16 protein-coding genes are annotated in these 14,320 nt (G+C 59.7%); 5 read left to right on the top strand and 11 right to left on the bottom strand.

Going from position 1 to position 14,320, the window contains the following annotated elements; genetic code table 11:
• Positions 1-176: 176 nt before the first annotated feature.
• A complete protein-coding gene (locus ACMYR2_RS15860; protein ID WP_347265272.1) occupies positions 177-665 on the bottom strand; it encodes a MarR family winged helix-turn-helix transcriptional regulator in 489 nt (162 codons plus the stop codon).
• Positions 666-950: 285 nt separating this feature from the next.
• Between ACMYR2_RS15860 and ectA the strand changes: the two genes are divergently transcribed.
• From ectA to ACMYR2_RS15835, 5 genes are all read left to right on the top strand, one after another.
• On the top strand, positions 951-1,466 hold the full coding sequence (ectA, locus tag ACMYR2_RS15855; protein WP_416193281.1) for a diaminobutyrate acetyltransferase: 516 nt from the start codon (positions 951-953) through the stop codon (positions 1,464-1,466).
• Positions 1,467-1,470: 4 nt separating this feature from the next.
• Positions 1,471-2,796 carry a diaminobutyrate--2-oxoglutarate transaminase gene (gene ectB, locus ACMYR2_RS15850; RefSeq protein WP_416193280.1) on the top strand — a complete coding sequence of 442 codons (1,326 nt, stop codon included), beginning with the start codon at positions 1,471-1,473 and terminating at the stop codon, positions 2,794-2,796.
• Positions 2,797-2,811: 15 nt separating this feature from the next.
• Positions 2,812-3,228 carry an ectoine synthase gene (locus tag ACMYR2_RS15845; protein WP_347265448.1) on the top strand — a complete coding sequence of 139 codons (417 nt, stop codon included), beginning with the start codon at positions 2,812-2,814 and terminating at the stop codon, positions 3,226-3,228.
• 22 nt (positions 3,229-3,250) lie between these two features.
• On the top strand, positions 3,251-4,174 hold the full coding sequence (gene thpD / locus ACMYR2_RS15840) for an ectoine hydroxylase (protein WP_416193279.1): 924 nt from the start codon (positions 3,251-3,253) through the stop codon (positions 4,172-4,174).
• 124 nt (positions 4,175-4,298) lie between these two features.
• Positions 4,299-5,549, top strand: coding sequence for an MFS transporter (locus ACMYR2_RS15835; protein ID WP_347264788.1), 1,251 nt, complete (start codon positions 4,299-4,301; stop codon positions 5,547-5,549).
• A gap of 55 nt (positions 5,550-5,604) precedes the next feature.
• Here ACMYR2_RS15835 and ACMYR2_RS15830 read toward each other — a convergent pair whose 3' ends face one another.
• The 10 genes from ACMYR2_RS15830 to ACMYR2_RS15785 form a co-directional block, all read right to left on the bottom strand.
• Entirely contained in the window at positions 5,605-7,311 is a 1,707-nt protein-coding gene (locus ACMYR2_RS15830) for a hypothetical protein (RefSeq protein WP_416193278.1), read from the bottom strand.
• Positions 7,308-8,465: a UDP-4-amino-4,6-dideoxy-N-acetyl-beta-L-altrosamine transaminase gene (gene pseC, locus ACMYR2_RS15825; protein ID WP_347264787.1), complete on the bottom strand. Its 1,158-nt coding sequence runs from the start codon at positions 8,463-8,465 to the stop codon at positions 7,308-7,310. Before pseC ends, ACMYR2_RS15830 begins: the two co-directional genes overlap by 4 nt.
• On the bottom strand, positions 8,462-8,653 hold the full coding sequence (locus ACMYR2_RS15820) for a polysaccharide biosynthesis protein (protein WP_416193277.1): 192 nt from the start codon (positions 8,651-8,653) through the stop codon (positions 8,462-8,464). The genes pseC and ACMYR2_RS15820 overlap by 4 nt, the downstream gene beginning before the upstream one ends.
• Positions 8,650-8,862, bottom strand: coding sequence for a polysaccharide biosynthesis protein (locus ACMYR2_RS15815; protein WP_416194114.1), 213 nt, complete (start codon positions 8,860-8,862; stop codon positions 8,650-8,652). Before ACMYR2_RS15815 ends, ACMYR2_RS15820 begins: the two co-directional genes overlap by 4 nt.
• A 225-nt stretch (positions 8,863-9,087) precedes the next feature.
• Positions 9,088-9,813, bottom strand: a complete 726-nt coding sequence (locus tag ACMYR2_RS15810; RefSeq protein ID WP_347264786.1) for a glycosyltransferase family protein — start codon at positions 9,811-9,813, stop codon at positions 9,088-9,090.
• Positions 9,814-10,126: 313 nt separating this feature from the next.
• Positions 10,127-10,747, bottom strand: a complete 621-nt coding sequence (locus ACMYR2_RS15805) for a pseudaminic acid biosynthesis-associated methylase (RefSeq protein WP_416193276.1) — start codon at positions 10,745-10,747, stop codon at positions 10,127-10,129.
• A gap of 124 nt (positions 10,748-10,871) precedes the next feature.
• Positions 10,872-11,924: a pseudaminic acid synthase gene (gene pseI, locus ACMYR2_RS15800; protein ID WP_416194113.1), complete on the bottom strand. Its 1,053-nt coding sequence runs from the start codon at positions 11,922-11,924 to the stop codon at positions 10,872-10,874.
• A 157-nt stretch (positions 11,925-12,081) separates the two neighbouring features.
• Positions 12,082-12,804: an NUDIX domain-containing protein gene (locus ACMYR2_RS15795; protein WP_416193275.1), complete on the bottom strand. Its 723-nt coding sequence runs from the start codon at positions 12,802-12,804 to the stop codon at positions 12,082-12,084.
• The gene (locus tag ACMYR2_RS15790) at positions 12,798-13,460 is read right to left on the bottom strand and encodes an HAD-IA family hydrolase (protein ID WP_347264782.1); all 663 of its coding nucleotides are present in this window, start codon (positions 13,458-13,460) and stop codon (positions 12,798-12,800) included. Before ACMYR2_RS15790 ends, ACMYR2_RS15795 begins: the two co-directional genes overlap by 7 nt.
• Positions 13,460-14,278 (bottom strand): class I SAM-dependent methyltransferase, encoded by an 819-nt coding sequence (locus tag ACMYR2_RS15785; protein WP_347264781.1) that lies wholly within the window; start codon positions 14,276-14,278, stop codon positions 13,460-13,462. Before ACMYR2_RS15785 ends, ACMYR2_RS15790 begins: the two co-directional genes overlap by 1 nt.
• Positions 14,279-14,320: the final 42 nt, after the last annotated feature.

The following is a 14,320-nucleotide window of genomic DNA, read 5'->3' as shown; positions in this document are numbered from 1 at the left end:
GGCACGCGAGGAGACACGCAGCCCTATCTTGCGTTAAGGTGGGGTTTGCCCTCGAAGTTGATAGCTGGATCAGAACCAAATTTAGCGTGTTCCGATTTGATGCATCGACCTCCCGGAGTCGCCCATAGCAAACGGAGCGCGATCCTTTTGAGAGGTATTTGGCAAAGCATGTCGATCTATTTCGGCTGGGATTGATCGATCGCCGCGCTGTCCAGCAATGGCGCGGCGTCGATATCCTGCGCGTCCATCAACAAGGCCAGACGCTCCACCGCGGCGAGAATCATGGCTTGCTCCCATGACGGCAACTTGACGAAGCGACCTGTAAACGTCAGGTGGAGCAGGTCGGGTGCATTGATCACGACGTTCCGGCCTGCCTGCGTTGCCGTCAGAAGAAACTGGCGCTTGTCGTTGGCGTTGCGTTGGCGTTGCACCAGGTCCAGCGCAACAAGCCGGTCAACGATTGTCGTGATCGTCGCCTGACTGAACTGAAGCGCCTGGGCGACGACGCCGGGCGTCGTTTTTGCGCGCGCTTCGATCTCCCGCAGCACCAGCCATTGCGATGTGGTGAGGCCGGTGGCGACGGCCAGTTGGCGGCTGCCGATTTCGGTTGCGCGCAGCACCCGTCGCAAGGCGCGCAGCGTCAGTGAGGCGATGTCTGATGTCATGCACGTTCTTAACGCTCTCGCCGGGTTCAGACGACTGTCCCGCATTCCATGGCTAATCATTCAAATATATTTCGCTTTTCGAATTAATATCGACGGCTACAATAAGGCAAAATTAGTAAACTTGCTATCGAAAAGCTCATGAGGTAGGCTGAAGATAATACGGAGATCGAAGCAATTAATTCGGAAGCTAAAGAAATTGCGGATCGCCGAATCCAAAAGTCCGGCGGATCCTCGTCCACGGCTTTCAGCGCGGCCCGGGACTTTCGCGAACGCGAAGGGTTCAGGTTGAGAAAGCCCGTGGCCGCGGATGGCCCTGCGATTACGCGGCTGATCGCAGCCTGCGCGCCGCTCGACGTCAATTCCGCTTACTGCAACCTGCTTCAGTGTACGCACTTCGCGGAGACCTGCATCGTTGTCGAGCGGAATGGTGAGATCAACGGTGAAATCCTGGGATGGACCTCGGGCTATCGTCCGCCGACGGAGCCGACCGGTTTTTTCGTCTGGCAGGTTGCGACCGCGCGCCCCGCGCGCGGCCAGCACCTTGCCCGGCGCATGATCAACGCGCTGCTGGCGCGACCGGCCGCCGAAGGCGTCACGCATCTCATCACCACGATCACCGACGGCAATGCGCCGTCCTGGGCGTTGTTCAACAGTCTGTCGCGCGCATGGGGCGCGCCGCTGACCAGAAGCGCGATGTTCGAATGCGATGCGCACTTCGCCGGCGCGCACGATACCGAATGGCTGGCCCGCATTGGGCCGCTGCCAAGCCGAAACTCCCGGAACCAAGATCAGGAGGCCTGACGACATGACCACAGCCACACTTGTTCGCCAGACGCGGCCCAAGCCAACAGGCCACATTCCCGACCGGTCTATCTATGAACGCCGCGAGTCCGAAGTGCGCAGCTATGCGCGCGCCATGCCGCGTCAGTTCAGCCGGGCCGAGGACGTCTGGATGTACGACAATCAGGGCGGGCGCTATCTCGACTTCCTGTCGGGATGCTCGACGCTTAATTACGGGCACAATCATCCTGTGCTGAAAAAAGCGCTGGTCGATTACATTTCGGCCGATGGCATCACTCACGGACTCGATCTGCACACCGACGCCAAGGCGGAGTTTCTCGAAACCTTCGAGTCGCTGATCCTGAAACCCCGGGGGCTGGACTATCGCGCGATGTTCACCGGGCCGACCGGCACCAACGCGGTCGAAGCGGCCATCAAACTTGCCCGCAAGGTGACCGGACGCGAATTGGTGATCGCCTTCACCAACGCTTTTCATGGCATGACACTGGGCGCGCTTGCCTGCACGGGCAATGCCGCCAAGCGCTCCGGCGCGGGCGTGCCGCTCAGCCATGTCAGCCACGAGCCGTATGACGGCTATTACGGCGCCGATGTCGACACCGCCGCGTTACTGGAGCAACGGCTGTCCGATCCCTCCAGCGGGCTCGATGAACCGGCGGCGATTCTCGTCGAGACGGTTCAGGGCGAAGGTGGGCTCAACGCCGCGTCGCCGGAATGGCTGCGGGCGATCGCCGGCATCACCAGGCGCCATGGCGCTTTGCTGATCGTCGACGACATTCAGGCCGGCTGCGGGCGCACCGGCAAGTTCTTCAGCTTTGAAGGCATGGGCTTCACGCCTGATATCGTCACCATGGCGAAATCGCTTTCCGGCATGGGGTTGCCGTTCGCGCTGACGCTGTTTTCGCCCGAACTCGACCAGTGGTCGCCCGGCGAGCACAACGGCACGTTCCGCGGCAACAACCACGCCTTCGTGACCGCGACGGCGGCGCTGCGGCACTTCTGGCGGAACGACGCGTTCGAAAAGGATATTCGACGCAAGGGTGATTTGCTGTCCAGGCGCCTGAGCGCGATGGCTGCGGAATTCGGTCTATCCACGCGCGGGCGCGGCATGATGCGCGGCATCGACATCGGCTCCGGAAAGGTCGCCGACACCATCACGCTCGCCTGTTTCGCCGCCGGACTCGTCATCGAAACCAGCGGCGCGCACGACGAGATCGTCAAGGTGCTGGCGCCGCTCACCATCGACGAGGCCGTTTTCTCGGCCGGACTCGACATTCTCGAGGAATCCATCCGCACCGTGATGACCGGGAGCTACAGCGTCGCAGCCGAGTAAAGAAAGGAAAAACAGATGATCGTTCGTCAGCTCAGCGATATCCGCAGGACTGACCGTCTCGTCAAATCGAAGGGCTGGGACAGCGCCAGGCTTCTCCTCAAGAGTGACGGCATGGGTTTCTCGTTCCACATCACGACGATGTACGCCGGACAAGAGCTTCGGATGCATTATCAGAACCATCTCGAGGCGGTGTTCGTTCTGGACGGGACCGGGACCATCGAGGATCTCGGCACTGGAGAAGTGCACAAGCTCTCGCCGGGGGTCATGTATGCGCTGAACAACAACGACCGGCACATTGTTCGCCCGGAGACCGACATCCTGACGGCCTGTGTGTTCAATCCGCCGGTAACCGGCCGGGAGGTTCATGACGAGAACGGCGCCTATCCGGCCGCAGTCGACGTTCCGGCGCTGAAGGTCGCCGTCAATTCCTGAACTCTTGAAAGAGAGAATCGAAATGACCACCGACATCTACCCGTCCCGCATCACCGCGGAAGCACAGATGCTGCCGCGCCTCGATCCGGTCGTCCACGGCGAGTGGACCGGGCATGCGCCGCTGACGCGGCGGCAGTCCGAGGAGTTCGATCGCAATGGCTTCCTGGTGCTCGAAAACGTGTTTTCTCCGGAGGAAGTCGCCTACCTTCAGAAACAGTCGGAACAGCTGCTGTCGGGACCGGAAGGCCTGAACCCCGAGACGGTCATTACAGAACGAGGCAGCGACGAGATCCGCTCGATCTTCGAGATCCACGCCCAGAGCAGCATCGTCGGACGGCTTGCCGCCGATGCGCGGCTCGCCGGCATCGCTCAATTCCTGCTCAACGATCAGGTCTACATCCACCAATCACGCCTCAATTACAAACCCGGCTTTGAGGGCAGGGAGTTCTACTGGCACTCCGACTTCGAGACCTGGCACGTGGAGGACGGCATGCCACGCATGCGCGCGTTGTCGATGTCGGTGCTGTTGGCCGAGAATACGCCTGACAACGGGCCGTTGATGCTGATGCCGGGATCGCATCGCGTCTTCCTCACCTGCCTCGGCGCGACGCCGGACGATCATTATCTCACCTCGCTGAAGAAGCAGGAATACGGCGTGCCTGATCGGCAGAGCCTGACCGAACTGGCGCATCGCCACGGCATCGTGGCGCCGACCGGCAAAGCCGGCACGGTGGTGATCTTCGACTGCAACACGATGCATGGGTCGAACGGCAATATCACGCCGTATCCGCGCGCCAACGCATTCTTCGTCTACAATGCCGTCAGCAACCGGCTACAGGCTCCGTTCGGTGCCAGCAAGCCGCGGCCGGGCTTCGTCGCCGCGCGCGGCGAGCCGAGGCCGCTGATACCGCAGGGCGGACCGCTGATGGAGGAGGCTCTCGCATGAGAGACGGTCACGGTATCGGCAATCCCGGCAGTGCGCCCGTGGCCGCGACCGGCACGCTGCTCGACAATGGTGAAGATGAAGCGGAGGGTCGGCGCGCGGCCTGACGCCGCGCGCTACGCTGGTCATGCTTTCCGCCATCGCATCGGTCCGCAGTCTGTTGCTTGCCATCTTCATTCTGATGGCGGGCAGTGGATTCATGGCGACGCTGCTGAGCCTGCGGCTCGAGCGCGCGGGGCAGAGCACAATCATCATTGGCCTGGTGGCGACCGTCTATTTCGCCGGGCTGGTGATCGGCGCGCTTCGTTCGGGACGCATCGTCCGCCGCGTCGGACACATCCGCGCTTTCGCAGCCTTCGTCGCGCTGCTATCGGCGAGTACCCTCGGCTATGCGCAATTCACCGACCCGCTGCTGTGGTCAGGTCTGCGGCTGATCGACGGCTTTTGCCTGGCCGGCGTCTTCGTCTGCCTCGAAAGCTGGCTCAACGAGCGCGCCGATACGGTTTCACGCGGCAGCATTCTGGCGGCCTATATGGTCGCGCTTTATTGCGGACAGGCGGTGGGACAATTGTTGCTGGGCGCCACCGGCGATCAGCCGGCCGTCCCGTTTCAACTGGCCTCGATGCTGATTTCGCTCTCGATCATTCCGTTGTGCCTGACGCGCACCTCGGCGCCGCCGCCGGCAGAAGCGGCCGCATTCGGAATCGGGACGCTGTTCTCCGGTGCGCCGCTCGGTACCGTCGGCACGATGGCCACCGGCCTGATGCTGGGCGCGTTCTACGGTCTCGCGGCGGTGCAGGTCCGCCGCCTCGGCCTCGACCTGCCGCAGACGGCCCATTTCATGATGGTCGTGATTCTCGGCGGTGTCGCCCTGCAATGGCCGCTCGGACGGCTCTCCGATCGCTACGACCGCCGCCATGTCATCGTGGTCAGCTTCGCGGCCACGCTATGCGTGAGCCTCGCGATTTCGCTGCTGGGGTCGCCCGGCCCGTGGCTGATGGTGTTAGGTGCGATGTTCGGCGGCCTCAGCTTCGCGCTCTATCCGCTATGCGTCGCTCACTGCAACGACCGCCTGCTCGCAACGCAGCGGATCGCCGCGAGCGGACGCCTGGTGCTGCTGTATTCGGCCGGCGCCGCCATCGGGCCGATCGGCGGCGCGTTGTTCATGACAGGCCAGAACTCCGGGGGACTGTTTCTGTTCATCGCGCTTTGCGCCGGCGTCACAACGGTGTTCGGCCTGTGGCGCGAGAAAGCGGCGCCGCCCGTTCCGGCGCCCAGGCAGCAGGACTTCCAGATTCTTCCCCGCACGACGCCGATCGCGTCGCTGCTTGATCCCAACACACCTGACTCCCCGGCGGTCGAAGAATCAGAGCCATGACCGGTTCCGCGCCAGGTCGAGAAAAAACCAATCCTGCGCGCAAATCGTTTCGAACTCATCCCGGAAATGCCTCTTTCGAAATCAGCATTGGCAGGTCATTTCGGAGAAACGACTTCAGGTTTATAAAGAGGGGATCTTCCTCCAGTCTAAAGTTCGACAGCGCCAGTGTCGCGCTGCGGAAATATTCTTCAGGAGCCCAGCGCTTATCAGGAACCAGGATCGATTTACTACGGAATCCCTGGAGCAGGCAGTAGGAATAAGCCAAGGCGCGCCGGCGTTGCTCCGCCGGCATCGACCAGGCCTCCCGCGACACATTCGTCAGAATGCTCTTGAGATCTTCCATGCTGGATGCCTCCTCGACAATGCCAAGGCCGGAATACTTGTCTTCACCCGTGGCGATCATTCTGTGTCCAGCCGCGGCCATTTCGTAGAGAACCGTTCCACGAACCGTGAGACCGGCATCGCAATGCTTCATGACCTCGCCGGCGCTGAGGGCGCCATCCGCAAATCCGACATTCCTGATGTCCGCGCAGTATTCATGCAGCCTGTCCCACGAATGCTTTCGATCGTGGCTCTCGTTCAGCGGATGCGGCTTTATAATCAAGTTGAGATGTGTCAGTTGCCGCGCAAGATCAACGACGTCGACGAGAGCTTGCCAGTAGTCGTCCGAGACTTGCCTCTGTCTTGTCAGCGGAGCGTCCTGAAACACATGCGCGAATACGCAGACCGTGGGATTCTTTGGGTCAACACCGCAGTTCTCAAGGAAGGCTTTGCGAGAAACGGGTAGCTGATCGACAACGTCACGGTTCAATAGCGGGTCGATGGTTCGCGCCAGCGTGCCCTCGACAGCGCCGTCGAACAGGTCGAGTCCGGGGTCATCCAGTAGAGCCTGATCGAAAGCGAATTTTTCCAGCATCCCCTTGCAGTCGCTCGGAAGGCCGGACGACAGGTCGGTTTGATCCCGATATCGCGTAACGGCAATTGGGATATACTGTTCGACCAGATATGTCGGTGCGCCGTTCCGGGCCGAAAAATCAGCCAGCTGTCCCGATCCTGAATAGCAGATGTGCCCCAGGACACACGCTCGAATCGGGGACTTTCCAAACATCATGGGAATGGCTTCGTGGTCCGCCGACACGAGCTTTGCGGCTGCGATGAGTTCGTCGCTCAGATTGTCGATGGTGCCGGAGCCCGATCGTCTCAGGTACTCGTTGTAAATCAGACGTCCGCGTCGCGGGAATTCCGGTTCTGATAGTAACTGAATTGCTTGCCTGAGCGCGGATCCCGATTTTCCTTGCAGCCGCTTGCGAAGGTCGCTCTCTGCATTGGCCGACCAAACCGGATCAGACAGGAAGCGATTGCGGAATTCGGAGATATTGCAGAAGCGACTGATACCAAACGAACGAGCAAGCGCCTGGTTTGCCTTAGCGTCTGTCTTTCGGTCATCGTCAAAGTCATCGGCGAAAACCCCGACGATCTCACCTCCCCATATGTGCTGTATGCACTTCGCAACGACGCAATTCGCGAACAGATGGAAGTGAACATTGGCATTGTGATAAAGGTCAAGAATGATGACGCGATCAGATTCGGACGGGAGAGAGGACGTCCAGAACCGACGATTCTCTTCTAGAAATTCGCTAATACTCATGACGCCATGAAGATCCCTGCGACCTGTTTTCAATCTTTCGATCGCGCAAACCACCTCGAAAAGATCACGATCGCCGGTCGGTATCTCTAAAAGCACAACAAATCGGGTCCTCAAGCTTCGAGCGCGCGGGATAACCGTTCCACGACGTAATCCTGCTGTTCGGAGCTCAGGTTTGGATGAATAGGCAAGGTCAGCGCGAAGTCGTAATATTTTTCGGAAGCCGGAAAATCTCCACGGGAGAATCCCAAGGCCCGATACCATGGCTGCAGATGGACCGGGATGTAATGGACGTTGACGCCGATACCGGACGAGCGCATCGCAGCAACAACCTCGGCGCGCGTGCGTCGTACGGTTTCATCCAGTTCAATGACATATAGATGAAATGCCGAGAGGGTGTCCTCCGGCACGAACTGGCGAATCACGGGAAGACGAGCAAGCGCTTCATGATAACGCGCAGCGATGGTCTGTCGCCGGGCGATGAATTCAGCGAGGCGATCAAACTGCCTCACGCCGAGCGCCGCCTGAATGTCGGTCATACGGTAGTTGTAGCCGAGCATCACCTGCTCATAATACCAAGGGCCTTCGGAAGCGGCGGTCATATCAGCCGGATCGCGCGAAATGCCATGGTTGCGGAGCAGGCGCATGCGATGGGCGATCTCGGCGGAACGCGTGGTCGCCGCACCGCCTTCTCCTGTCGTCACGATCTTGACGGGATGGAAGGAAAAAACGGTAACGTCAGCCAGTTCGCTCGAACCGACCGGCCTTTTCTGGTAGTATCCGCCAACGGCATGGCTCGCGTCTTCAAGAATGCGGAAGTCGTATCGGTCCGCCAGTCGGCGGATAGACGCAAGGTCCGCGGAAGTGCCGGCGAAGTCCACGGGAACGACAATCTTCGGCAGGGTGCCGTCACGCTCGGCCGCTTCGAGCTTGGTGGCGAGTGCCTCGGCGTCCATGTTTCTGGTCTTGGGATCGATATCGACGAAATCGACGATCGCTCCGCAGTAGAGTCCGCAGTTGGCGGAGGCCACAAAGGTGTTCGGCACCGTCCACAGTCGATCCCCTGGGCCAAGCCCGAGCGCGAGACAGGCGATGTGCAGTGCCGCAGTTGCTGAGGAAAAGGCCACCGCTTCAGGCGCGTCGACTTTCCGCGCCAACGTCTCCTCGAACCTGGGGACCATCGGCCCCTGGGTTAGGAAATCCGACCGAAGGACTTCGACGACCGCCTCGACATCGGCGCTGGAGATGTTCTGACGACCATAGGGGATCATGTCCTGGTCCGTTCACCAAATTCCCCGATCTGATCCACAGAGCACAGGAAAGGGTCGACTATCCGGATCGATGGCAGATTCAGTAAAAAAAATATCTCGCCGCCACGCATGCGCTGGAAGCACTTCAGCACGAAGTCGACGCTTTCCTGCGGCGAAATCCAGAAACGGGGCATGGCGGCATCGGTCATCGGCAACTGGCGCCTCGCGCTATCAGGGTCTCGAAAAATGGGACGATCGAGCCGCGCGAGCCGGTAACGTTACCGTAGCACGAGACCGAAACGGCGGTGCGTCGTTTGAACAGTTTATCCGATGCAAGCTTGGTAGCGCCATACAGGTTGATCGGATTAGGCGCTTTTAGCTGCTTTATCGCTCGATGGCGCGATCGCCTGCTCAACATTGTCGGCAAGCGCGGCTCCCACGATATTCTCGGCCGAGAATGTCGGGGCGGATACGTTCATTCGATTATATTCCGATGCTCTCAGTGCAAGCTCCTACATCATTTGCGTGTCTTGGGTCCCCCTAGAGCGGCGGCCGATCAAATGGAATCAGCGCCGCCGATCCAGTTAATTGATTGAGCATCGGATTTATCCCGAAACCGGTTCCCACTTTCGGGTCCGATGCTCTAGATTGTTTTCTGTTGAATGTGGGAGTTGATTTTCACAAGTTCCGGATGCGCTTTCAGCAAAGCCTTTAAGCTCCGGTAATCCATCTCTGCCGCATGATGATCTTCAATCAACAGTTTGACGAGCCTGAAGTCGTCGCCAGTGTCGACGGTAATGCGCCAGTCGCTTAGATTTTCTTCATCCAGGCAGTGCTCGTGGTGAATATCCGGCATCGATGTCCGAATATAACCTGTCACATGCTCACGCTCGGACGACAGCCTGGCGTTGTCCGCGGCAAAGTCCAATGAGTATCGGGAAAAGATTTCGAAATCCAGGCCGCGAGGGTAGGTCCGCTTTTCGGCGTTCGAGAGATAAACCGACCCACTCTTCAAGCTCTGATAGATATCGAGTCCGGCGCGAATCACGTCCGGGCAGACAAGTGGGCAGTCTGAGGTCACGCGGATGACATGGCGAGCCTCGTGTGCGCGCGCCGCTCCTTGATAGCGTTCCAGTACGTCATTCTCGCTGCCGCGAAATACCGGAACGTCAAGTGCGGCGCAGAGTTCGACAACGGGATCGTCGGTCAGATTCGTTGTTGTCGCGACGATCACGGGAACGCCGACCTCGGCGAGGCGATCGAGATGCGTTTCAAGGAGGGTGCGCTCTCCAGCACGCATCAGGATCTTGCCTGGAAGGCGCGTGCTGGTCATGCGCGCCTGAGTGATGATGACGACTTCATGCGACATCGGATAAACCGGGAACGGCGTTCATTACCTGGAGCCTTTCCGCCTCTGATAGAATCAGAAGTGGGCTTTATGGATTTTGTTTTGTCGCGTTTTCTTCACGCGAACTGGTGTCCATCCTCGGGCCAAGCCCGAGGACATGCTTCGCTTGAAACGCTCTAGAGCATCGGACCCGAAAGTGGGAACCGGTTTCGGGATAAATCCGATGCTCAATCAATTAACTGGAGTGGCGGCGCTGGTTCCATTTGACCGGTCGCCGCTCTAGCCGGCGTCTTCGTTCGTTGGACAGATGCGGAACATCGGTCTTGCCGATTTATCAGGCCTGCTTTTCCATCAAGAACCACGTAATGTCATCAGCAGGGAATACCGGGTCTCGATGATAGATAAACCCGTAATCGACAAGTTTCAGATCGGGGTATCTGTCCATCATCTCGCCGGCGAAATCCCGCTTCCACAAACGCCCGCTGTGACCGCGATAGCTGATCTCCACCACGGAGGGATTGTAGTACTCCGCCGTGAGGACATAACGATTGCTGGCTTCATAGAGCCTTTGATAGGCTACCGGCAGCATGTCAGGATTGAGGTGGATCAGGACACCGGCGGTAAATGCCAGATCGACGCTTGACCACTCGACCGGTTCAAACAGCGTCGTATTGGAAGCAGTTATTCCGGGTATCGTCGCTAATTTTTCAAAGGCTTTGCTGTTTATTTCGATGGCTTGAAACGCCGCGTGGGGAAGCAGGCTCTTGAGAGCCAGAATATTAAGGCCGATGTTGGCGCCGAGCTCTCGAACTGAGCAGATTTTGCTGCGTCGCTGGACAATGCGGGCAAACATCGCGATCTTGGCAGTCAACACTTCCCGACCTTGATTCCGGCCGATGTAGTTGTCGCCGAACTCTCCGGCCCAGAATTCCTCTTGTGCTGTAATCTGGGTCATAGGTGCTGCTTCCTCTTGGATTTTCGCCTGATCCTTAGCCATAACGAGTAATAACAGCGGGTTGTAGCGGGATCACCGGGGTGGATGTCATGAGGTCGATCGGCGGTGCACCATGACGGGATCGTCACGCGATCACCGACCACTTTATCGGCTCGCCATAGGCGATGTCGCGCGCGGCGGCGCGGCCGATGACGCGGGGTAGATACTTTGGCGGCAGGCCAAAGCCGGGCCGGATGACTCGAATATTATCGCTCGTCAGAAGCTCCCCCGCCTTGATCGGCTTGAACGCGTAGATCGATCGGCGAAACCGTGTGTTGGTCTTCTCGCTTTGGACGAGGCCATAGTCGACAAAACCGAGCGCGGACCATGCGGACTTGCAGTCGTCGACCAGCCGCCTGAACTCGTGTGGTTCGAGTGAGAACGCCGCATCCGGACCTCCGTCGGCGCGCGAGATCGTAAAGTGCTTTTCGATGATGGAGCCGCCCAGCGCGATCGAAGCGACGCAGGCGGCTGAGCCCGGCGCATGATCAGAAAGACCGGACACGACGTTGAAAGCCTGCCCGAGATGCGCCACGGTGCGCACATTCGCTTCCTCGATTGGAGCCGGGTAGGCGCTGGTACAGTGCAGCAGGGCGATGCCGCCGGCGCCGTTGTCGCGCGCTGTTTCGACCGCCTCCTGAATCTCGCCGAGATTGGCCATCCCGGTCGAGATGATCATCGGCTTGCCCTGTTTGGCCGCATATTTGATCAGCGGCAGGTCGATCACCTCGAACGATGCGATCTTGTAGGCGGGAGCATCGAGACCTGCGAGCAGATCGACGGCGGTTTCGTCAAAGGGACTGGAGAAGATCGTGATTCCAAGCTCACGCGCCTTCGCGAACATTTGCTCATGCCATTCATATGGCGTGTGAGCTTGCTGGTAGAGCTGGTGGAGCTGATAGCCGTCCCACAGGCCGCCCTTGATCAAAAATTCCTCGCCATCGTGAGGAATGGTCATCGTGTCGGCCGTATAGGTCTGGATCTTGATCGCGTCGGCGCCGGCGTCGGCGGCGGCCTCGATCAGTTCCAGCGCCTTCAATAGCTTGCCGTTATGGTTCGCCGACAGTTCCGCGATGATGTAAGGAGGACAGTCCGGGCCGATCTTGCGCCCTGCAATGATGAGTTCTGGGCTCTGCATCACAATTCACGCTCCTGGTGCGAACTGGAAGTCTCGGTTCGCAGCAACGCTGCCGCTTGGCGGAAACGACCGCCTCGGCAGCCGGTTTACGAGGTTTGCGCGGCGCAGATCAAAGCTGCATCGGGGCTACCGCAGGTTTTGACGATTTTCATAAGTATTACAAGCCGGCGTGCATGAGAGCATCCAGAAGGGCGACGGAAACAGCGCCTAACGAATCTGCCAGGCTGCCTCGAAAGGCCCGCACTTCGGCGGGTGCAACGATTTCAAGTTGAGAATATTCGCGGTTCTCAAGCGCCGCGAAGCGGCGCTGGATTTGCGCAGCCGGGGAGGTGGTCGCGAGCATGATTCCGACGTCGGTGACGTGGCTCCGCGGATCCTCGACGAGCGCAACGGCTCTGGAACGCGCCGACAGCTCGGATGCTCCGATGCCGATTTCTTCCTCGAGCTCGATCAGAATGCACCGTTCGAGGCTCACCTGTCCGGTCGGCCCGACTGCCGTGTCTTCGACGCCGCCGGACGGCACCAGCTCCCAGCACCCGGCGTCCATCTCAGAGCGATCGCTGCGCCGGCCGAATAAAACGCCATCCGGACAACACAGGATACCGGTGACGGCGAGCGGCTTGATCTTCAGCGCGGCATGAAGGCTCGGCTCGCGCTGCTGCGCGATGAAGTAGCGGTACTCCGAAATCCAGCCGACGATCGTTCCGGCATCACAATGATCGATGCTGAACAATCGCCCGTTGTAGAGTTCGTGGGAACGTCGCTGTTTTTCGCGCCGCCAGATTTCGTCCACGCGCGCTTCGATATCCGGGCGGATGGTTGGTGCTGTCGCTCCCACCATCACTCTCGGCTCCGACTGAAGCAGGCGAACACTCAGCATGCCGGCATTCTACCAAGGAGATCGGTGAGACGTTCGATAAACACGACCTGACCGGGCCACCCGGAGCGATTGTCCGGCGGCGCCAACGCCCACGTTTTGAGCCCCGCGGCAACCGCCGCCGTCGCGCCGATGCGGGAATCCTCGACGGCGTGCGACAGGGCGGCCGAGCAGTTCAGCCGCCTCATTGCCGTGATGTAGGGTTCTGCAGCGGGCTTTCCTGCGGTTACCTCATCGCCGCCGACGACACCGTCGATCTTGTCGGCGAGCCCTGCGAATGCGAGCCATTTTTGCGCGAACAATCTGGGCGACGACGTAACGACAGCGATCTTCAACCCGCTCTCGCGAGCGTGAGCTAGCAATTCAAATGCGCCGGAAGCGGGGCGCGCGCTCTGATGCGCTTGCGACACCATGGCCGAGTATTTCTGCAGGAGATCGGCCGGTGGTCCCGGCAGTTTGTGAGTCATCCTCAACCGCTCGACGATCTCACTGAGTGGCGGTCCGTTGAGCCGCTGAAACTCGGCCTCGTCGCCGCTCGCGCCGAAGGAGACGAGGAAGGAATGGTAGACGTCTCTCAGAGCCGTCACGCTGTCCGCGAGCGTGCCGTCAAGATCCAGAAACAGGCCGCTATGAAGTAGGCCAGCGTCAGCTTCCGGCATCAAGGTTTCCGACAGACAAACATCCGGCCTTGCCCAAAGGCGCCGAAGGCACTCGACATCTCCGCCGAAACCGCCATGCTGAGCCGGGTTGTCGCGTGGACCAGCGGATGGTCGTAATCTACGGTGCCCCCATTGATGGCCGGGACCAGCACATAGAGCATCAGGTCGTGAAGTGAAATGAAGTCCTCGATCTCGACCTCGAAGCCGAGCGTTTCGAGGTGCGGCAGGATGCGTGTTTCGTCGAAGAACAGGTTGAATGCGGCCGGCGTGCGCGCGGGCAGGTTCAGCAGGGTGCGGCAATGATTTTGCCGATCATACGTCGCTGTCGAATTCTCGATCATGATCAGATGTCCGCCCTTCCGCACTTTTGCGGCAAGGTCGGTGATGGCGCGCATTTGCAGGTCGACCGATTCGATGTTGATCAGGCAGCGATCGGTAAAAACGACATCGTATTGCGCCAGCAATCCCGACGCCGCCGAAAGTTCGAGCGCATTGCCGATTCGGAAGCTGGATCTGTCCTGGAAACCGTTGAGAACGGCTGCTTCACGCGCGGCGTCGATCATTTCCGCGGTATAGTCGATGCCGTCGAGTTGCATGCGCGGAAACCGCGCCGCAAGCCCGAAGCAGTTCAAGCCATTTCCGCAACCGACTTCGAGAACGTGCGCCGGCGCATCGCCAAGCCCGATCGCAGACATCCGGCGCGCCAATGCGTCGATCTCGAGCGTTTTGGCGGTTCCGGTTCTGGTGGTGGCGTCGAGCGCGGTGCCGAACTTCGATGCCCAGTCGCGCCAATGAGCCCTGACCTGTTCGGGATCCATAATTCCTTTCCATCTGCCGCTTCAGCGGTAGGCCGTTCCGAG

This window comes from Nitrobacter sp. TKz-YC01 (genome assembly GCF_047824785.1).
GTDB lineage: Bacteria > Pseudomonadota > Alphaproteobacteria > Rhizobiales > Xanthobacteraceae > Nitrobacter.
Note: the sequence above shows the minus strand (reverse complement) of the source record. Positions and strands in the feature narration are given on the sequence as shown.